At 68.4% G+C, this 20,093-nt stretch carries 15 protein-coding genes and 2 tRNA genes; 15 read left to right on the top strand and 2 right to left on the bottom strand.

Going from position 1 to position 20,093, the window contains the following annotated elements; genetic code table 11:
* Positions 1–63: 63 nt before the first annotated feature.
* Positions 64–137 (bottom strand) — tRNA-Gly (locus ACIBB8_RS19795).
* A gap of 165 nt (positions 138–302) precedes the next feature.
* Between ACIBB8_RS19795 and ACIBB8_RS19800 the strand changes: the two genes are divergently transcribed.
* The 5 genes from ACIBB8_RS19800 (at position 303) to clpX (ending at position 5,028) form a co-directional block, all read left to right on the top strand.
* Positions 303–379: transfer RNA gene (locus ACIBB8_RS19800), tRNA-Pro, on the top strand.
* A gap of 150 nt (positions 380–529) precedes the next feature.
* Positions 530–1,924, top strand: coding sequence for a trigger factor (tig, locus tag ACIBB8_RS19805; RefSeq protein ID WP_366694943.1), 1,395 nt, complete (start codon positions 530–532; stop codon positions 1,922–1,924).
* A 298-nt stretch (positions 1,925–2,222) separates the two neighbouring features.
* Positions 2,223–2,828, top strand: a complete 606-nt coding sequence (locus ACIBB8_RS19810) for an ATP-dependent Clp protease proteolytic subunit (protein ID WP_398953916.1) — start codon at positions 2,223–2,225, stop codon at positions 2,826–2,828.
* Between the two features lie 51 nt (positions 2,829–2,879).
* Positions 2,880–3,572 carry an ATP-dependent Clp protease proteolytic subunit gene (locus ACIBB8_RS19815; RefSeq protein ID WP_358859026.1) on the top strand — a complete coding sequence of 231 codons (693 nt, stop codon included), beginning with the start codon at positions 2,880–2,882 and terminating at the stop codon, positions 3,570–3,572.
* Between the two features lie 157 nt (positions 3,573–3,729).
* On the top strand, positions 3,730–5,028 hold the full coding sequence (clpX, locus tag ACIBB8_RS19820; protein ID WP_366694942.1) for an ATP-dependent Clp protease ATP-binding subunit ClpX: 1,299 nt from the start codon (positions 3,730–3,732) through the stop codon (positions 5,026–5,028).
* Positions 5,029–5,096: 68 nt separating this feature from the next.
* Here clpX and ACIBB8_RS19825 read toward each other — a convergent pair whose 3' ends face one another.
* Positions 5,097–6,122, bottom strand: coding sequence for a hypothetical protein (locus ACIBB8_RS19825; protein WP_398953783.1), 1,026 nt, complete (start codon positions 6,120–6,122; stop codon positions 5,097–5,099).
* 140 nt (positions 6,123–6,262) lie between these two features.
* Between ACIBB8_RS19825 and ACIBB8_RS19830 the strand changes: the two genes are divergently transcribed.
* From ACIBB8_RS19830 to ACIBB8_RS19875, 10 genes are all read left to right on the top strand, one after another.
* Positions 6,263–8,884, top strand: coding sequence for a valine--tRNA ligase (locus ACIBB8_RS19830; RefSeq protein ID WP_398953785.1), 2,622 nt, complete (start codon positions 6,263–6,265; stop codon positions 8,882–8,884).
* A gap of 302 nt (positions 8,885–9,186) precedes the next feature.
* Positions 9,187–10,710, top strand: a complete 1,524-nt coding sequence (locus tag ACIBB8_RS19835; protein WP_398953787.1) for a bifunctional folylpolyglutamate synthase/dihydrofolate synthase — start codon at positions 9,187–9,189, stop codon at positions 10,708–10,710.
* Between the two features lie 4 nt (positions 10,711–10,714).
* Positions 10,715–11,071, top strand: a complete 357-nt coding sequence (locus tag ACIBB8_RS19840) for a DUF4233 domain-containing protein (protein WP_398953788.1) — start codon at positions 10,715–10,717, stop codon at positions 11,069–11,071.
* Between the two features lie 290 nt (positions 11,072–11,361).
* Positions 11,362–11,775: a nucleoside-diphosphate kinase gene (ndk, locus tag ACIBB8_RS19845; protein ID WP_398953790.1), complete on the top strand. Its 414-nt coding sequence runs from the start codon at positions 11,362–11,364 to the stop codon at positions 11,773–11,775.
* A gap of 290 nt (positions 11,776–12,065) precedes the next feature.
* Entirely contained in the window at positions 12,066–13,085 is a 1,020-nt protein-coding gene (locus ACIBB8_RS19850; RefSeq protein ID WP_266361529.1) for a rod shape-determining protein, read from the top strand.
* Between the two features lie 110 nt (positions 13,086–13,195).
* Complete coding sequence (mreC, locus tag ACIBB8_RS19855; RefSeq protein WP_398953793.1) at positions 13,196–14,224, top strand: rod shape-determining protein MreC; 1,029 nt, start codon at positions 13,196–13,198, stop codon at positions 14,222–14,224.
* 11 nt (positions 14,225–14,235) lie between these two features.
* Complete coding sequence (mreD, locus tag ACIBB8_RS19860; protein ID WP_398953795.1) at positions 14,236–14,895, top strand: rod shape-determining protein MreD; 660 nt, start codon at positions 14,236–14,238, stop codon at positions 14,893–14,895.
* A gap of 58 nt (positions 14,896–14,953) precedes the next feature.
* Positions 14,954–17,128 carry a penicillin-binding protein 2 gene (gene mrdA, locus ACIBB8_RS19865; RefSeq protein ID WP_398953798.1) on the top strand — a complete coding sequence of 725 codons (2,175 nt, stop codon included), beginning with the start codon at positions 14,954–14,956 and terminating at the stop codon, positions 17,126–17,128.
* Positions 17,128–18,318 (top strand): rod shape-determining protein RodA, encoded by a 1,191-nt coding sequence (gene rodA, locus ACIBB8_RS19870; RefSeq protein ID WP_398953800.1) that lies wholly within the window; start codon positions 17,128–17,130, stop codon positions 18,316–18,318. Before mrdA ends, rodA begins: the two co-directional genes overlap by 1 nt.
* Positions 18,319–18,536: 218 nt before the next feature.
* Positions 18,537–20,063: a CHAD domain-containing protein gene (locus ACIBB8_RS19875; RefSeq protein WP_398953802.1), complete on the top strand. Its 1,527-nt coding sequence runs from the start codon at positions 18,537–18,539 to the stop codon at positions 20,061–20,063.
* The last annotated feature ends 30 nt before the right edge of the window (positions 20,064–20,093 follow it).

Genomic DNA, 20,093 nt, shown 5'->3' on the forward strand with positions numbered 1-20,093 from the left:
GCGGGCCGACGAACGCATCAGGGCCAGGTCGGAGGATGTCCTCCGGCCTGGCCCTGAGTGGCATGGAGCGGGCGACGGGAATCGAACCCGCGTAGCTAGTTTGGAAGACTAGGGCTCTACCATTGAGCTACGCCCGCAAGCACCGCACCGCAGGTCACGAGGACCGCGGCACGAAGAGCATCGTAGCGGGTCGCGGAGGGTCTGCGCACCCATGGTGGTGGCACGGGGTGCCGCGTTCCGCGCCGCCCCCGAAAAGCGGTCTGTGCACCGCCTCTCGGCATGTACCCTACGTGTCGCACCGACGGGGTGTGGCGCAGCTTGGTAGCGCGTCCGCTTTGGGAGCGGAAGGTCGTCGGTTCGAATCCGGCCACCCCGACCACCAGCAAGATCGCATTGTGGGAGTCATCCCCCGTGCCGTTACTATGCAAAATGCGTGCCCGTGTGTCTGATGTACCGGGCTCGATCCGCGGAGCCGCTGTCCGGTGGCCGAGCAGAACCCCAAGAAGTCAGCCACCAAGGAGACCGAACCGTGAAGAGCGCCGTGGAGACCCTGAACCCGACTCGGGTTCGGCTCAGCATCGAGGTGCCCTTCGAGGAGCTCAAGGACAGCCTCGACGCGGCGTACAAGAAGATCAACCAGCAGGTCACGGTGAAGGGCTTCCGTAAGGGCAAGATCCCCAACCGGGTCATCGACCAGCGGTTCGGCCGTGGTGCTGTGCTGGAGGAGGCCGTCAACGACGCCCTCCCGAAGTTCTACACCGAGGCTGTCAACGAGGGTGAGCTCAACGTCCTGGGCCAGCCCGAGGTCGACATCACCGAGCTGAAGGACGGCGAGCTGCTGGCCTTCACCGCCGAGGTCGACGTGCGCCCCGTGATCGAGATCCCGGACTACTCCGGCATCGAGGTCACCGTGGACGCCCTCGAGGTCACCGACGAAGAGGTCGAGAAGGCCGTGGAGCAGCTCCGCGAGCGCTTCGCCTCCACCAACCCGGTCGAGCGCGCCGCCGCCGAGGGCGACGTCGTCACGATCGACCTGCAGGCCAAGGTCGACGGCGAGGTCCTGGAGGACGGCGTGGCCGAGGGTGTTTCGTACACCATCGGTTCCGGCGAGCTCCTCGACGGCATCGACGCTGCTGTCACGGGCCTGGAGGCGGGTGGCGAGGCCACCTTCACCTCCGAGCTGAAGGGCGGCTCGGCCGAGGGCAAGGAGGCCGAGGTCACCGTCAAGGTCACCGCGGTCGCCGCCCGTGAGCTCCCGGAGCTGGACGACGAGTTCGCCCAGATGGCGAGCGAGTTCGACACGCTCGACGAGCTCAAGGCGGACAGCCGTACGCGCCTGGAGAACACCAAGCAGTACGACCAGGCCACCCAGGCCCAGGAGCGCGTCCTCGAGGAGCTGCTGAAGCTCGCCGAGGTCCCGATCCCCGAGAAGCTGCTCGCGGACGAGGTCCAGACCCGCAAGCACAACCTGGAGCACCACCAGCTCGGCCAGATGGGTCTGACCCTGGAGAAGTACCTGGAGATCCAGGGCAAGACGGTCGAGGAGTTCGACGCCGAGACCTCCGAGCAGGCCATCAAGGGCATCAAGACCCAGTTCATCCTTGACGAGCTCGTCAACAAGGAGAAGCTGAACGTCAACCAGGAGGAGCTCACCGAGCACCTCATGCGGCGCGCCGCTTCTTCCGGCATGAGCCCCGACCAGTTCGCCCAGGCCGTCGTCGAGGGCGGCCAGGTGCCGATGCTCGTCGGCGAGGTCGCCCGCGGCAAGGCGCTGGCTGTGGTCGTCGAGGCCGCCAAGGTCGTCGACACCAACGGTGAGGTCGTCGAGCTGGAGGACGAGGAGGAGCTCGAAGAGGCCATCGAGACGGTCGAGGCCGCCGAGGGCACCACCGAGGCCGCTGCCGAGGAGAAGAACGAGGCCTGAGCCTCGCGCTGAACCCGTGCGACGGGCTCCGGACGCTGAGCGTCCGGAGCCCGTCGTCGTCTCGCGGCAGGGTCCCGTGCAGCCGGCCCCGAGATCCCCGCCCAGTACCGCGGAACCCTTGTGCGCACTGCCCAGCTTGCGCTCCCAGCGAACAGTTGCGGAAGCGGGATGGCGTTGTCCTACCTGCGCGTTAGGGTCCATGAATAGGAAGGGCAGGGGACTCCCCGCCCGCCCGGTACGAAGACGCTGAGACGGCCGGAGCCGTCAGAGACGAGCAGGTGGATACGTGACGAATCTGATGCCTTACGTCGCCGGAGAGCCGTCCCTCGGTGGTGGCCTCGGCGACCAGGTCTACAGCCGACTGCTCGGCGAGCGCATCATCTTCCTCGGTCAGCAGGTCGACGATGAGATCGCCAACAAGATCACGGCACAGCTGCTTCTCCTTGCCGCCGAACCCGACAAGGACATCTACCTCTACATCAACAGCCCCGGCGGCTCGGTGACGGCAGGCATGGCGGTCTACGACACCATGCAGTACATCCCGAACGACGTGGTCACCATCGGTATGGGCATGGCGGCCTCGATGGGCCAGTTCCTGCTGACCGGTGGCACTGCGGGCAAGCGCTTCGCGCTCCCGAACACGGACATCCTCATGCACCAGGGTTCGGCCGGCATCGGCGGTACCGCCTCGGACATCAAGATCCAGGCGCAGTACCTGCTCCGTACGAAGCAGCGGATGGCGGAGATCACCGCCCGTCACTCCGGCCAGACCGTGGAGACGATCATCCGCGACGGCGACCGCGACCGCTGGTACACGGCGGAGGAGGCCGTGGAGTACGGGCTGATCGACGAGATCATCTCCGCCGCATCGGGCGTTCCGGGCGGCGGCGGCACCGGGGCCTGAGCCCCTCTGCCCGCCCAGCCCACAGCCCTCAGCCCTCAGAACGCCACCAGGATGGTGAACACCGACATGAGCAACTACCCCGGCCTCCCCGGCGCCTCCGCCAGCGGCCTCTACACCGGCCCGCAGGTGGACAACCGCTACATCGTTCCGCGCTTCGTGGAGCGCACCTCGCAGGGTGTGCGGGAGTACGACCCGTACGCGAAGCTCTTCGAGGAGCGCGTGATCTTCCTCGGCGTGCAGATCGACGACGCGTCCGCCAACGACGTCATGGCGCAGCTGCTGTGCCTGGAGTCGATGGACCCGGACCGTGACATCTCGATCTACATCAACAGCCCCGGTGGCTCGTTCACCGCGCTCACCGCGATCTACGACACGATGCAGTTCGTGAAGCCGGACATCCAGACGGTCTGCATGGGCCAGGCGGCCTCCGCCGCCGCGGTCCTGCTCGCCGCCGGCACGCCCGGCAAGCGCATGGCGCTCCCCAACGCCCGTGTGCTGATCCACCAGCCGTCCTCGCAGACCGGCCGCGAGCAGCTCTCCGATCTGGAGATCGCCGCCAACGAGATTCTGCGGATGCGCACCCAGCTGGAGGAGATGCTGGCCAAGCACTCCACCACGCCGCTGGAGAAGATCCGCGACGACATCGAGCGCGACAAGATCCTGACCGCCGAGGACGCCCTCGCCTACGGTCTCGTCGACCAGATCGTGTCGACCCGCAAGAGCGCGGCCGGAGCGGCCGCCTGACGTCGGCCTTTGCCCCTTGGTGCGGTGGTTTCACACGGTCGCTGCCGTGTGAACCGCGCCAAGGGGGGCCCGAACGGGGGGCCAGGCAAGGTACCGTCGGATAGAGGCACCAGGAGCCGCTGAACCAAGCTGCTCCCAGGCGAAGGGGAAGCACCTCGTGGCACGCATCGGTGATGGCGGCGACCTGCTCAAGTGCTCGTTCTGCGGAAAGAGCCAGAAGCAGGTGAAGAAGCTCATCGCGGGACCCGGTGTGTACATCTGCGACGAGTGCATCGATCTCTGCAACGAGATCATCGAGGAGGAGCTCGCGGAGACCTCCGAGGTGCGGTGGGAGGAACTCCCCAAGCCGCGCGAGATCTACGAGTTCCTCGAGGGGTACGTCGTCGGTCAGGAACCCGCGAAGAAGGCCCTCTCGGTCGCTGTGTACAACCACTACAAGCGGGTCCAGGCGGGCGAGAACGGCGGCGCGCAGGGCCGGGACGACGGCATCGAGCTGGCCAAGTCCAACATCCTGCTGCTGGGCCCCACGGGCTCCGGCAAGACGCTCCTCGCGCAGACGCTGGCCCGCATGCTCAACGTCCCGTTCGCCATCGCCGACGCGACGGCGCTGACGGAGGCCGGCTATGTCGGCGAGGACGTCGAGAACATCCTGCTGAAGCTGATCCAGGCCGCGGACTACGACGTCAAGAAGGCCGAGACCGGGATCATCTACATCGACGAGATCGACAAGGTCGCCCGCAAGAGCGAGAACCCGTCGATCACCCGTGATGTCTCCGGCGAGGGCGTCCAGCAGGCGTTGCTGAAGATCCTGGAGGGCACCACCGCCTCCGTGCCGCCGCAGGGCGGCAGGAAGCACCCGCACCAGGAGTTCATCCAGATCGACACGACGAACGTGCTGTTCATCGTGGGCGGTGCCTTCGCCGGTCTGGAGCGGATCATCGAATCGCGGGCGGGCGCCAAGGGCATCGGCTTCGGCGCGACGATCCGTTCCAAGCGCGAGATCGAGGCGAGCGACCAGTTCCAGGAGGTCATGCCGGAGGACCTGGTGAAATTCGGGATGATTCCCGAGTTCATCGGCCGTCTCCCCGTGCTGACGTCGGTCCACAACCTGGACCGCGAGGCGCTGCTGCAGATCCTCGTCGAGCCGCGCAACGCGCTGGTGAAGCAGTATCAGCGCCTCTTCGAACTCGACGGTGTGGAGCTGGACTTCGACCGCCCGGCGCTGGAGGCCATCGCCGACCAGGCGATCCTGCGCGGCACCGGCGCGCGTGGTCTGCGCGCCATCATGGAAGAGGTCCTCCAGTCCGTGATGTACGAGGTGCCGTCCCGCAAGGACGTGGCCCGCGTCGTCATCACGGCGGACGTGGTCCGCAACAACGTCAACCCGACGCTGGTCCCGCGCGAGCCGCGGACGATCGGCAAGGGCGATGACGGACGGCACGAGAAGTCCGCGTAGCGGCAGGTGAACGCCGAAGGGGCGCCCAGCCAGTCAACTGGCCCGGCGCCCCTTCGCAGTTCGGGCACCTACTCCTTGACGCGGATTTCCTTGCGGAGATCCGTCGTGATCTTGGCAGCGGTGTCCTTGTCCACGTTTTTGGTGGCGTCGCCGGGGGACACCATCGCCATGGTGCTGTAGTCCGACCAGGCGCAGAACCAGTCGGTCTTCAACTTGCCGGACTTGGCGTCCTTGCCCTTGGCGGCCTGGCACTTCATGATGCCGTTCTCGAAGCCGGAGGGAGACACCTCCTCCGGTTCGCCGACCAGTTCGGTGTTCTGCTTCGAGTTCTCGGACGCGCTCTTCTTCAGCGTGGCGAAGAATGTGTCCAGCGCCTTGGCGGGGTCCTTGACCTTGCCGTAAGCACCGATATAGGTGATGCCCTTCGCCGTTGCCATGTCGGGCGCGGTGCTTGGATCGCTGGGGTCGAAATTGCTGAGATCCGCGGTCGAGTAGATCCCGGTGACGGCCTTGCCGTTCTCGATGCCGCTGGCCGTCAGTTCCTTCGTGGTCTTGTCGTCCTGCTTCGAGCCCGAGGTGTCACCGCCGAAGCGGTTGTACTCGCCCAACACCTTCGTCGGCGTGGTCAGCTTGTGCGGGCCGTCGTCGCTGAGCGTGTTGCCGCCCCCGCCCGACGTCAGGAAGTACGCCCCGCCCGCGATGACCGCCAGCGCCACGACGACGCCGCCGATGATCAGGCCGGTCTTCTTCTTCGGCTGGGCCGGGGGCATCGGCATCTGGCCGCCGTACGGGGCCTGGCCGTACGGGGCCTGGGGCTGCTGGCCGTACGGGCCCGGCTGCTGGGCCTGCGGGTAGCCGTAGCCCGGCTGGGGTTGCTGCGGAACACCTTGGGGGGCCTGCTGCGGGTACCCGTAACCAGGCTGGCCGCCCTGCGGAGGCTGGCCGCCGTACGGGCCCGGCTGCTGGCCGTACGGTCCGGGCTGCTGGCCGTACGGACCGGGCTGCTGGCCGTACGGGCCGGGCTGCTGGCCGTACGGGCCGGGCTGGCCCTGCGGGGGCTGGCCGCCGTACGGGCCCGGCTGGTTGTAGCTCATCTGTGGTGTCCCCTGTTCGTCATGCTTATGCGTTCCGAACATCCTGACGGAAGGTCCACCCGTGTGGAGCAACGGGAGTCACACCGTTACTCGACAAACCGGTTTCAATACACGACGGTGACGGCCCTAAACTGTCCCTCGTGACCGAGAACACTCAGCAGACGCCAGCCAGCAACCCCGAACTGCCGACCCAGTACGCACCGGCCGAGGTAGAGGGGAAGCTGTATGAGCGCTGGGTAGAACGTGGTTACTTCGAAGCCGACGAGCACAGCGAGAAGCCGCCGTACTCCATCGTCATCCCGCCGCCGAACGTCACGGGCAGCCTGCACCTGGGGCACGCCTTCGAGCACACGCTGATCGACGCCCTGGTCCGGCGCAAGCGCATGCAGGGCTTCGAGGCGCTGTACCAGCCCGGCATGGACCACGCCGGCATCGCGACCCAGAACGTCGTCGAGCGTGAGCTCGGCAAGGAGGGCAAGTCCCGCCACGACCTGGGCCGTGAGGCCTTCGTCGAGCGCGTCTGGCAGTGGAAGAACGAGTCCGGCGGCCAGATCTCCGGACAGATGCGCCGCCTCGGCGAGGGCGTCGCCTGGTCCCGTGAGCGCTTCACCATGGACGAGGGTCTCTCCACCGCCGTCCAGACCGTCTTCAAGAAGATGTACGACGACGGGCTGATCTACCGCGCCGAACGCATCATCAACTGGTGCCCCCGATGTCTGACCGCGATCTCCGACATCGAGGTCGAGTACCAGGACGACGACGGCGAGCTCGTCTCCATGACGTACGGCGACGGTGACGCGACCATCGTCGTCGCCACCACCCGCGCCGAGACGATGCTCGGTGACACCGCCGTCGCCGTCCACCCCGACGACGAGCGCTACAAGCACCTCGTCGGCACGCACATCAAGCTGCCGCTCACCGACCGTACGATCCCCGTCGTCGCCGACCACCACGTCGACCCGGAGTTCGGCACGGGCGCCGTCAAGGTGACGCCCGCCCACGACCCGAACGACTTCGAGATCGGTAAGCGCCACGACCTGCCGTTCCTCACGGTCATGGACGAGCGCGCGGTCATCACCGTCCCCGGGCCCTTCGAGGGACTCGACCGCCTGGAGGCCCGCTCCGCCATCGTCGGCGCGCTGCGCGCCGAGGGCCGGATCGTCGCGGAGAAGCGTCCGTACCTCCACTCCGTCGGCCACTGCTCGCGCTGCAAGACCACCATCGAGCCCCGGTTGTCCCTCCAGTGGTGGGTCAAGGTCGCTCCGCTCGCCAAGGCGGCCGGTGACGCCGTCCGCGACGGCAAGGTCAAGATCCACCCGCAGGAGATGGAGAAGCGGTACTTCGACTGGGTCGACAACCTCCACGACTGGACGATCTCGCGCCAGCTCTGGTGGGGTCACCGCATCCCCGTCTGGTACGGCCCGAACGGCGAGGTCGTCTGCGTCGGACCGGACGACGAGGCCCCCACGGGCGATGGCTGGACGCAGGACAGCGACGTCCTGGACACCTGGTTCTCCTCCGGCCTCTGGCCGTTCTCCACGCTCGGCTGGCCGGAGCAGACCGACAGCCTCGCGAAGTTCTACCCGAACTCCGTCCTCGTCACCGGCTACGACATCCTCTTCTTCTGGGTCGCCCGGATGATGATGTTCGGCCTGTACGTCAACGACGGTGTCCCGCCCTTCGAGACCATCGTTCTGCACGGCATGGTCCGTGACGAGTTCGGCAAGAAGATGTCGAAGTCGTTCGGCAACGTCGTCAACCCGCTCGACTGGATGGACAAGTACGGCTCGGACGCGCTGCGGTTCACCCTGGCGCGCGGTGCCAACCCGGGCGTCGACGTCCCGATCGGCGAGGACTGGGTCCAGGGCTCCCGCAACTTCGCCAACAAGATCTGGAACGCCACGCGCTTCGCGCTGATGAACGGCGCCACGATCGAGGGCGAGCTGCCCGACCCGTCGCAGATGTCCGCGACGGACCGCTGGATCCTGTCGAAGCTCAACAAGACCGTCGCCGAAGTCGACGCGTTCTACGACGACTTCCAGTTCTCCAAGCTCAGCGAGGCACTCTTCCACTTCGCGTGGGACGAGGTCTTCGACTGGTACGTCGAGCTGTCGAAGACCACGTTCTTCGCGGGCGGCGAGCAGGCGAAGGTCTCCGGCCGGGTCCTCGGCGAGGTCCTCGACGTGATGCTGCGGCTCCTGCACCCGGTCGTCCCGTTCGTCACCGAGACGCTCTGGACCACGCTGACCGGCCGCGAGTCCGTCGTCATCGCCGACTGGCCGAAGGACTCCGGCTTCCGCGACGCGGCCGCCGAGCAGGAGATCGAGCTCGTCCAGCAGGTCGTCACCGAGGTCCGCCGGTTCCGCTCCGACCAGGGCCTCCAGCCCGGCCAGAAGGTCCCGGCCGAGCTCACCCTGACCGGCACGGCGCTCGCCCCGCACGAGGCGGCCATCCGCCAGCTGCTGCGCCTGCAGCCCGCCGGTGACGGCTTCCACGCCACCGCGTCGCTGCCGGTCGCGGGCGCCACCGTCGCCCTCGACCTGTCCGGCACCATCGACGTGGAGGCCGAGCGCAAGCGCCTGACGAAGGACCTGGGCGCCGCCGAGAAGGAGAAGGCCCAGGCGGGCGCCAAGCTTGGCAACGAGGCGTTCCTGGCCAAGGCGCCGGACAACGTGGTGGACAAGATCCGTACCCGGCTCGCCAAGGCCGACGCGGACATCGCGCGGATCACCGCTCAGCTGGCGAACCTTCCGCAGAGCTGATGATCTGAGCGCGAAGCCCCCGTGCCCCTGACCGACCAGGGACACGGGGGCTTCCCCGTACCCGTTCCGGCGCCCGCGCCGCGCCCGGTCCGCGGCAGCGGCTCGTACGGCGTGTCCGGTGCCGGCCAGCCGTCCGCCCGGACTCCGGGGCGCGCAGCGCTCGGGCGCCGCAGTCGGGCTCGGAGGGCCGGGACCACCATGTGCCCCTGGGCGCGTCGTGCCGTCAGCGGCCCGGGCGGGCGATTCGTGAACGTTGCCGGGCCCCGCGCCGGATGTCCGTCCCGATCCGTAGACTGGGACCCGTGAGTGAGCCCCGCCCTTCAGACCGGCACGACGCGTCCGAGTCCGACGACACCTTCGCGGAGATCGTCGACGAAGCGACCCAACGCGACCCCGACCTGGCGGTGATCGAGGCCGGCAGCCGCACCCTGCGCACGGTCTCGGGACCGGTCCCGGGTGACGAGGTCCCCGCCCGACCCGCCGACCCGGAGGTGGACAAGGCGCTGCGCGCGGTGGAGCAGGAACTCGCCGGCCGCTGGGGCGAGACGAAGCTCGAACCGTCCGTGTCGCGGATCGCCGCACTGATGGACGTGCTCGGCGAGCCGCAGCACGCGTACCCGTCGATCCACATCACCGGCACCAATGGCAAGACCAGCACCGCCCGCATGATCGAAGCCCTGCTCGGCGCCTTCGAGCTGCGCACCGGCCGCTACACCTCGCCGCACGTCCAGTCGATCACCGAGCGGATCAGCCTGGACGGTTCGCCGATGGACCCGGAGCGGTTCATCGAGACGTACAACGACATCAAGCCGTACGTCGAGATGGTCGACGCCCAGCAGCCCTACCGGCTCTCCTTCTTCGAGGTGCTGACCGGCATGGCGTACGCGGCCTTCGCCGACGCGCCGGTCGACGTCGCGGTCGTCGAGGTCGGCATGGGCGGCAGCTGGGACGCGACGAACGTGATCGACTCCTCGGTCGCCGTCGTCACCCCCATCTCGCTGGACCACACCGACCGGCTCGGCGCCACACCCGCCGAGATCGCCGGTGAGAAGTCCGGGATCATCAAGCAGGACGCCACCGTCATCCTGGCCCAGCAGCCGGTCGACGCCGCGCAGGTCATGCTGAAGAAGGCCGTCGAGGTCGACGCCACGGTCGCTCGCGAGGGCATGGAGTTCGGCGTCGTCTCCCGCGAGATCGCGGTCGGCGGCCAGCTTCTGACGCTGCGCGGACTCGGGGGCGAGTACGAGGAGGTCTTCCTCCCGCTGTACGGCGCTCACCAGGCGCACAACGCGGCGGTGGCACTCGCCGCGGTCGAGGCGTTCTTCGGCATCGGCGCCGAGCAGCCCGGCTCGCTCGACATCGACACGATCCGCCGGGCCTTCGCCTCGGTCCGCTCGCCGGGCCGCCTCGAAGTCGTCCGGAGCAGCCCGACCGTCGTGCTGGACGCGGCCCACAATCCGGCGGGCGCCCGCGCCACCGCCGACGGGCTGTCCGAGGCGTTCGGCTTCTCCCGGCTGATCGGCGTGGTCGGTGCGAGCGGCGACAAGGACGTCCGGGGGCTCCTCGAAGCCTTCGAGCCGATCTTCGCCGAGGTCGTCGTCACCCAGAACTCCACGGGCCGCGCGATGGACGCCGACGAACTGGCCGCTGTCGCGGTCGAGGTCTTCGGCGGCGACCGCGTCCAGGTCGAGCCGCGCCTCGACGACGCGCTGGAGGCGGCGATCACCCTCGCCGAGGAGGAGGACGAGTACGCGGGCGCCGGCGTCCTGGTGACCGGCTCCGTGATCACGGTCGGCGAGGCCCGGCTGCTTCTGGGAAGGCATTGACCCTGTGCGTACGCTCTGCGCGTCGACACTGATCGGCGAATTCTTCGTGATCGGTTTCGCCGGACTCGTCGCCATGAAGTCCGACGACCTGTCGAACACCACTGTCTGGACGGTCTGCGGCATCGGCATGCTGCTCTCCGTCCTGCTCTGCGGGATGATCACCCGCCCCGGCGGCACAGCCCTCGGCTGGGCGCTCCAGGTGGCACTGGTCGCCAGCGGGTTCGTCGTCCCGATGATGTTCATCCTGGGGCTGGTCTTCGGCGGACTGTGGTGGGCCTCGGTGCACTACGGTCGCAAGGTCGACGAGGCGAAGGCACGCTGGGCGGCGCAGGCGGCGACCGAAGCCTCGGCCGGCGGCTGAGAGTCTGTCGGGTGACCTCTGATCGGGCGGACGCGGCGTGGCACGCACGCTTCCGGCGTTGCCGAAATGCCCCGAGCTCTCAGCTTCGTTCGAGCAGGGGAGACCCCATCCGAGGACCTTCCGGCGCCTTGGAATCGCACGCACCACGCCGCGTCCGCTCTCCGATCGAAGGTCACCCGACAGGCTCTGAAACCTGAAGCCGGGCACGTCGGGCAAACCCGGCCGCCGGCCCGTCTCCGTGCCCCTGTAACCTCGCCTCACCGCACCCGCATGCCCTCAAGGAGCCGCACATGACTCAGCGCACCCTCGTCATTCTCAAGCCCGACGCTGTCAGGCGTGGGCTGATCGGCGAGATCGTCGGCCGGATCGAGCGCAAGGCCGGCTGGCAGGTCACCGCGCTGGAGCTGCGCACGCTCGACCGTGCGACCCTGGAGCAGCACTACGCGGAGCACGTCGGCCGCCCGTTCTACGAGCCGCTCGTCGAGTTCATGCAGTCCGGCCCCGTCGTCGTCCTGGTCGTCGAGGGCGAGCGGGTCATCGAGGGCGTCCGTGCCCTGGCCGGCCCGACCGACCCGATCGCCGCCGCGCCCGGCTCCATCCGTGGCGACTTCGGCACGATCACCCGCGAGAACCTCATCCACGCCTCGGACTCCGAGGAGTCCGCAGAGCGAGAACTGAAGCTGTTCTTTCCGGGGCTTTCCTGACCTCGAATCAGCCAAACAGCGCTCATGCCCCGGGGCGACCGAAGTAATTCGGTCGCCCTTCGGCATAGGGTCCCCGATCGCGGGAACGCATCCCTCCGACGTAACGTCACCATGAGTGGAACGGCCACCCGTTCCGCCCACAATGGCGAAGGACCCTCGCGCGGTGTCCGTGAACACGGCACTACGATGGAATCTTCCACGCCTGCAGCGCTCACCTCGCCTACCAAAACAAGCCATAACCGCTTCTTGGGAAGGCCCGACGCATCCTCATGGGGAACAAGGGGAACTCAATGTCGTTCATCGGCCGTGACATGGCTATCGACCTAGGGACTGCCAACACGCTGGTGTACGTCAGGGGGCGCGGCATCGTTCTGAACGAGCCGTCCGTCGTGGCCATCAACACCAACACCGGCGGCATTCTGGCGGTCGGTTCCGAGGCCAAGAAGATGATCGGGCGTACACCGGGCAACATCGTTGCCGTACGGCCCCTGAAGGACGGTGTGATCGCCGACTTCGAGATCACGGAGCGGATGCTCCGCTACTTCATCCTGAAGATCCACAAGCGCCGCTACCTGGCCCGCCCGCGGGTCGTCGTCTGCGTGCCCTCAGGCATCACCGGGGTCGAGCGACGCGCCGTCATCGAGGCGTCGACGCAGGCCGGGGCGCGGCAGGTGCACATCATCGAGGAGCCCATGGCCGCGGCCATCGGTTCCGGGCTGCCGGTCCACGAGGCCACCGGCAACATGGTGGTCGACATCGGTGGCGGCACCACCGAGGTCGCCGTGATCTCGCTCGGAGGAATCGTCACTGCCCAGTCGATCCGGGTCGCCGGTGACGAGCTGGACAACGCGATCATCCAGCACATCAAGAAGGAGTACTCGCTCCTCCTCGGTGAGCGCACCGCCGAACAGATCAAGATCACGATCGGCTCGGCGTACGACCTGGACAAGGACGAGCACACCGAGATCCGCGGCCGCGACCTGGTCTCCGGACTGCCCAAGACGGTCGTCGTCTCCGCCGCGGAGGTCCGCAAGGCCATCGAGGAACCGGTCAACGCGATCGTCGACGCGGTGAAGACCACGCTCGACAAGTGCCCGCCGGAGCTCTCCGGCGACGTCATGGACCGCGGCATCGTCCTCACCGGCGGCGGCGCGCTGCTGCGCGGACTGGACGAGCGGCTGCGCCGTGAGACCGGCATGCCGATCCACATCGCCGAGGACCCGCTGGACTCGGTGGCACTCGGATCCGGTAAATGCGTCGAGGAGTTCGAGGCGCTGCAGCAGGTGCTGGACGCCCAGCCCCGCAGGTAGCACCGGGAACGACAACACAGCGGTCCGCCGTACGGGCGCTGCCGCCCCATACGGCGGATCGTTGATATACAGGCACGAATATTCCGACGAGGAAGGCACGGCCGCCGCACGTGAGGGACACACGAGAGAGCCGGCTGCTCCTGGTGCTGCTGATCGCCATCGCATTCGCACTGATTACGGTGGACATCCGCGGCGGCGAGGAGTCACCGGTGGACGGCGCCCGGCGGGCCGCCGCAACGGCCTTCGGGCCGGTCGAGAACGGCGTTGCGGCAGCCGTCGATCCGGTGGGCAACGCCATAGGGGCGATCCGCGACTCCGGTGAACGGCACAACCGGATCGCCGCCCTGGAACAGCAGAACACCGCGCTGAAGACGAAGCTCGGCAGCGACGACCGCAACCGCAACCGGGTGCGCGAACTCGACAAGATGCTGAAGACGTCCGCCGCCGGGCAGTACGGCATCAAGGCTGCCGAGGTCATCGCCATAGGAGCGGCCCAGGGCTTCTCCTGGACCGTCACCATCGACGCGGGCTCCAACGACGGCCTCAAGCGCGACATGACCGTCATCAATGGCGACGGACTCGTCGGCCGTGTCACCACCGTCGGCCCGGACACCGCGACGGTGCTCCTCGCCAACGACCCCGACTTCACCGTCGGCACCCGGATGGAGAAGACCGACGAACTCGGCTTCGCCACCGGCCAGGGCGACCGCCCGCTCTCCGTTCAATTCCTCAACGGCAAGGCCCAGGTGAAGAAGGGCGACCGGCTGGTCACCTTCGGCTCCAGCAAGGACAAGCCGTTCGTGCCCGGAGTCCCGGTCGGCGAGGTGGTCCGCGTCGACCCGTCCGGCGGCGACCTCACCCGTACCGTCTATGTCCGCCCGTACGTCGGCTTCACCCGGCTCGACATCGTCGGCGTCGTCGTCCAGGCACCGCGCGAGGACCCGCGCGACATGGTCCTGCCGAAACAGCCCGCCAAACCGAAACCCACCCCGACCCCGACGGTCACCGTCACCATCTCGCCCAACGGTGACATCGTCGACACCAACGGAAAGGTCGTGGGGAACGTCAACGAGACCCCGAGCGGCAGTCCCAGTGGGAGTCCCAGCCCCACCGGCAACGCGGTCAACGAGCAGAGGTAGAGCTGATCCCCATGCGCTTCAACCGGACTCTGCTCTCCACCGTTCTGGTCGTGATCGCCCTGGTCGTCCAGGTCTCCGTACTCGCACGCCTCCAACTCCCCGGTGCCGTCCCCGATCTGCTGCTCCTCGTCGTCGTCGGCCTCTCCCTGGTGTACGGGCATGTGGCCGGCGCCCTGATCGGCTTCGGCGCGGGGCTCCTCACCGACCTGGCGCCGCCCGCCGACCACGCCGCCGGGCGTTACGCCATGGTCCTGTGCATCATCGGCTACGCCGCCGGACTCGCCCGGCCGGAGAACGGCCGGCTCAAGTCCGCGTTGGCCCCGATGACCGTGGTCGTGGCCGCCGCGATCGGGTCCACGCTGCTGTACGCCCTCGTCGGCGCCCTCGTCGGGGACACCGCCGCCCGTCATGTCGGCCTCGGCGGCCTGGTGTTCACCGCCGCTGTCTACGATCTGCTTCTCGCGCCGTTCACCGTTCCACTGATCATGGCGCTCGCCAGACGCACCGAGAACGACTCGATCTCCGAGCCCTCCGGCGGAGACGTGGCCTCGGGCTGGCTCTCCTCCGGCACCGGACTCAGGATCGGCAGCCAGCGCGGCGGACTGCGGGTGAGGGTCGCCCGCAACCGGTCGGCACGGGCCGGACGGATCAAGGGAGCCAAGCGACTGTGAGGCTGTATCTCCCGGGGGGCACCCCCCGGACACCCGGCCCGACCACCGGGGGCGCCCCGTGAGCAACATTCCGGAGACGGGCCGGACCCAGCGGGTCCAGATCAGGCTCATCGTCATCCAAGTCCTCGTCTTCTCCCTGCTGCTGACACTCGGCGGCCGCCTCTGGTACCTCCAGATCCGCAACGGCCGGGAATACACCGACGAGGCGAGGAGCAACCACGTCCAGCAGGTCGTCCAGCCCGCCGTCCGCGGCTCCATCCTCGACGCCCGCGGCGTGCCCCTCGCCGACAACGAGACCCGCCTCGTCGTCTCCGCCAGCCGCACCGAGCTGCTGAAGATGGACGACGACGGCAAGGGCGTTCTGATCCGGCTCGCCGATGTGCTCGGCATGAAGCCGAAGGACGTCCTCGACAAGGTCCGCCTCTGCGACGCGAAGACCCCGCAGCCCTGCTGGAACGGCTCGCCGTACCAGCCGATCCCGGTCACCGACGAGGCCACCACCCAGCAGGCCCTGCAGATCCGCGAACGCGCCGAGGACTTCCCCGGCATCACCGCCGAACCCACCGCCGTACGCCGCTACGCCTCGCCCGGCAAGGCCAACACCGCCCAGGTCCTCGGCTACCTCTCGCCCGTCACCGACGAAGAGATCACCAAGGCCCAGAACACCAACTCGCCGTACCTCCGCTCCGACCAGGTCGGCCGTTCCGGCCTGGAGCGCACGTACGACAAGGAGTTGCGCGGCAAGGCCGGCGTCACCCGCTACGAGGTCGACAACCTCGGCCGGGTCATCGGCCAGGCGAAGAACGACGAGGCGGAGCCCGGATCGAGCGTCGTCACCTCCATCGACGCCCGGGTCCAGGCCGTCGCGGAGTACGAGCTCAACGAGGCCATGAAGACGGCCCGTAAAACCTTCGACAAGAACACCAACCAGAACTACAAGGCCGACTCGGGCGCCGTCGTCGTCATGGAGGCCAAGACCGGCCGGGTCGTCGCGATGGCGTCCAACCCCGACTACGACCCCAACGCCTGGGTCGGCGGCATCTCGGGCAAGGACTACGCCCGGATGACCAGCAAGAAGTCCAACTATCCGCTGCTCAACCGGGCCATCCAGGGCCAGGCCGCACCGGGCTCGATCTTCAAGGTCGTCTCGACCGCGGCATCCGTCAACGCGGGCTACTCGTTCGACGGCCGCTACAACTGCGGCAGCTCGTACAGCGCCGACGGCCAGGTCTACAAGAACTTCGAATCGCAGAGCCACGGCCCGATCACCCTGGGTCAGGCGCTCGAGGTCTCCTGCGACACCGTCTTCTACGCCCTCGGCCACCAGCAGTGGCAGAAGGACGGTGGACTCAAGCCCAAGAAGAACCCCAAGGACTGGTTCTTCAAGACCGCCCACCAGTTCGGCCTGGGCAAGGAGACCGGCATCGACCTTCCCAACGAGGTCACCGGCCGGATCCCCGACCGCCAGTGGAAGAAGGACTTCTGGAAGGCCAACAAGGACGCCTGGTGCGAACAGGGCAAGCAATGGCCCAAGAAGAAGGACTTCAACACCGTGCTCGCCCACGAGAACTGCCTCGAGGGCATGAAGCTGCACGCCTATGACGCGATCAACTACTCCATCGGCCAGGGCGACACCCTCGTCACCCCGATCCAGATGGCGACCGTCTACGCCGCAATCAGCAACGGCGGCACGCTCTACGACCCGACCGTCGGCAAGGCGATCATCAGCCCCGACGGCAAGAACGTCCGCATGATCGAGCCCCATTCGCACGGCAAGCTGCCGGCCAGCGCCAAGACCCTGAAGCAGATGGAGGGGGCGCTGGCGGGCGTCGCGACCCGCGGTACCGCCGCCTGGCGATTCGGCGGCTGGCCGCAGGACAAGATCCCGATGCACGCCAAGACGGGCACGGCCGAGGTCTACGGCAAGCAGACGACCTCCTGGTTCGCCACGTACACCAAGGACTACTCGATCGTCATGACGATCTCCCAGGGTGGTACGGGCTCCGGCGCCTCCGGGCCCGCCGTCCGCAACATCTACGACGCGATCTACGGACTCGACGACTCCGGCAAGCAGGACCTCAAGAAGGCGCTGCTGGCCGCCCCGCAGAAGTCCCTGCCCAAGATCGAGCGCGACGGCTCGATCGACGCCCCGACGATCAAGCCCTACGACCCGAACTCGCAGAAGACCCCGGAGGAGCAGACGCTCGCCGCGGCGCTCGGGAGGCGCGACTGATGGCCGGCTTCTCCGTCTCCCGGTACGCCCCCGACCGCGGCATCTGGGGCAGACTCACCGCCCGCGACTCCGTCGTGCGCCGACTCGACTGGCCGATGCTCGGCTCCGCGGTCGCGCTCTCCTTCATCGGCGCGGCCCTGGTCTACTCGGCGACCCGCGGCCGGGACTCCCTCAACCACGGCGACCCGTACTACTTCCTGCTGCGGCACGCCCTCAACACCGGCATCGGCTTCGCCCTGATGGTCGGCACGATCTGGCTCGGCCACCGCACCCTGCGCGGCGCCGTCCCGGTCCTTTACGGCCTCTCGGTTCTCCTGATCCTCGCGGTCCTCACCCCGCTCGGCGCCACCGTCAACGGTGCCCACGCCTGGATCATCATCGGAGGCGGCTTCTCCCTGCAGCCGTCCGAATTCACCAAGATCACCATCATTCTGGTGATGGCGATGGTCCTCGCCGCCCGCGTCGACGCCGGCGACCAGCAGTACCCCGACCACCGGACCGTCGCCAAGGCAATCGGTCTGGCGCTTGTCCCGATGGTGATCGTCATGGGGATGCCGGACCTCGGCTCCGTGATGGTCATGGCCGTCATCGTGCTCGGCGTGCTCCTGGCCTCCGGCGCGTCGAACCGCTGGGTCTTCGGACTCCTCGGCGCCGGCGTGGCCGGAGCCGTCGCCGTCTGGCAGCTCGGCCTGCTCGACGACTACCAGATCGCCCGCTTCGCCGCCTTCGCCAACCCGGCGCTCGACCCGGCGGGCGTCGGCTACAACACCAACCAGGCCCGCATCGCCATCGGCTCCGGCGGACTCACCGGCACCGGCCTCTTCCACGGCACCCAGACCACCGGCCAGTTCGTTCCCGAGCAGCAGACCGACTTCGTCTTCACCGTCGCCGGCGAGGAACTCGGCTTCCTCGGTGCCGGACTGATCCTCGTCCTCCTCGGCGTCGTCCTGTGGCGCGCCTGCCGGATCGCCCGCGAGACCACCGAGCTCTACGGCACGATCGTCGCCGCCGGAATCATCGCCTGGTTCGCCTTCCAGGCGTTCGAGAACATCGGGATGACGCTCGGCATCATGCCGGTCGCCGGACTCCCGCTGCCGTTCGTGTCGTACGGAGGGTCATCGATGTTCGCCGTCTGGGTGGCCATCGGACTGCTCCAGTCGATCCGGGTGCAGCGGCCGATGTCGGCGTAGGCGTGTCCTCGCCGCGTGGGAACGGACTCGATCGCGATGCGAGCGTCTGGATTCAGTTCGTGACTCCTCCGCCCCGCGAACGGGGCGGCTTCTCACTCGGTTCAGATGAACCTCCTGGCGGCCAAGCGCTGACCGCTGCCCGCGGACAGGTGTACAACTGAGAACACGCCTCAGCGTCGCTGCGGGTGAAGCCGACGGTTCACTCGAAAGTAGGTCCGATGGCGGATTCGAAGCGTGAAATCGAGCGAAAGTACGAAGCCACCGTCGATACCCGGCTTCCCGATCTGACCCGGGTGGCCGGCGTCGCGGCCGTGGACCACCGCGGCGTCACGGAGCTGGACGCCGTCTACTACGACACCGAGGACCACCGGCTCGCGGCCGACGCGCTCACCCTTCGCCGCCGCACCGGTGGCGCCGACGCCGGCTGGCACCTCAAATTCCCGGTCGCCTCCGGGATCCGCGACGAGATCCGGGCCCCGCTCTCCGACACCCTTCCGAACAGCCTCGCAGGGCTGCTGCGCTCCCGGGTCCGCGAGACGGAGCTCGTCCCCGTCGTCCGGCTGCTCTCCACCCGGGACGTCCACCACCTGCTCGACGCCGACGGCACGCTGCTCGCCGAACTCAGTGTCGACGAGGTCCGGGCCGAGCGGCTCACAGGCGGCAGCGGCACCGCCGCCTGGACCGAGATCGAGGTCGAACTCGCCGACGACCAGGACCCCGCCTTCCTCGACGCCGTCGAACGCCGGCTGCGCAAGGGCGGCGTACGTCCCTCCGCGGCGCCGTCCAAACTTGCCAGGGCCCTCGACGAGACAGCCCCGAAACGGAAGCAGCGCCCGAACGGGGACGGCAAGCCGCGGCCCCTGACGGCGGGCGACCACGTCCTGGCGTACGCACACGACCAGATCACGGCGATCGTCGCCCTCGACCCCGCCGTACGCCGCGATCTGCCCGACTCCGTGCACCAGATGCGGGTCGCCACACGCCGGCTGCGCAGCGCCTTCAGGACGTACCGGAAGATCCTGGACCGGACGGTCACCGATCCGATCGGTGACGAGCTGAAGTGGCTGGCCGCGGAGCTCGGCGTCGACCGGGACCAGGAAGTCCTCGACGAACGGCTCCGCACCCGGATGGCGGACCTGCCCCGCACCCTCGTCCTCGGCCCCGTCCGCAGCCGCCTGCGCATCTGGTCCACCGCCCGCCGCTCAGGTTCCCGGCGCCGGACCGTCGGCGTACTCGACGGGAAGCGGTATCTGGCGCTCCTCGACACACTCCACGCGTTCCTCGCCGACCCGCCGCTGCTGCCGGGCGCGGACCGCGGCCCGCGGGACGCCCTGCCGCGCGCCGTCCTGAAGGACTACGCGCGGCTGGCCACCCGGATCGGCCACGCCCTGGACGTCCCCGCGGGCCAGAGCCGGGACGTGGCGATGCACGAGGCCCGCAAGGCCGCCAAGCGGGCCAGGTACGCGGGGGAGGCGGCCACCCTCGCGCTGGGCAGGCCCGCCGAGAAGTTCGCCAAGCGGATGAAGGCCGTACAGACCGTGCTCGGCGACCATCAGGACAGCGTCGTCGCCCGCGAAGCCCTGCGCACCGTGGCCGCCCAGGCGCACGCCGAGGGGGAGTCCACCTTCACCTGGGGTCTGCTGTACGGGCGGGAGGAGGCGGACGCGGCCGCCCGCGAACGGGAACTGCCCGGGGTGTGGGAGCGGGCCTCCCGGCCGGAATTGCGGTCGGAGCTGACAAGCTGAGCGCCGGGGTACGCTGGATGGTCACCACTG

Origin of the sequence: Streptomyces sp. NPDC051286, assembly GCF_044455345.1 — a bacterium.
In the GTDB taxonomy this organism is placed as follows: Bacteria; Actinomycetota; Actinomycetes; order Streptomycetales; family Streptomycetaceae; genus Streptomyces.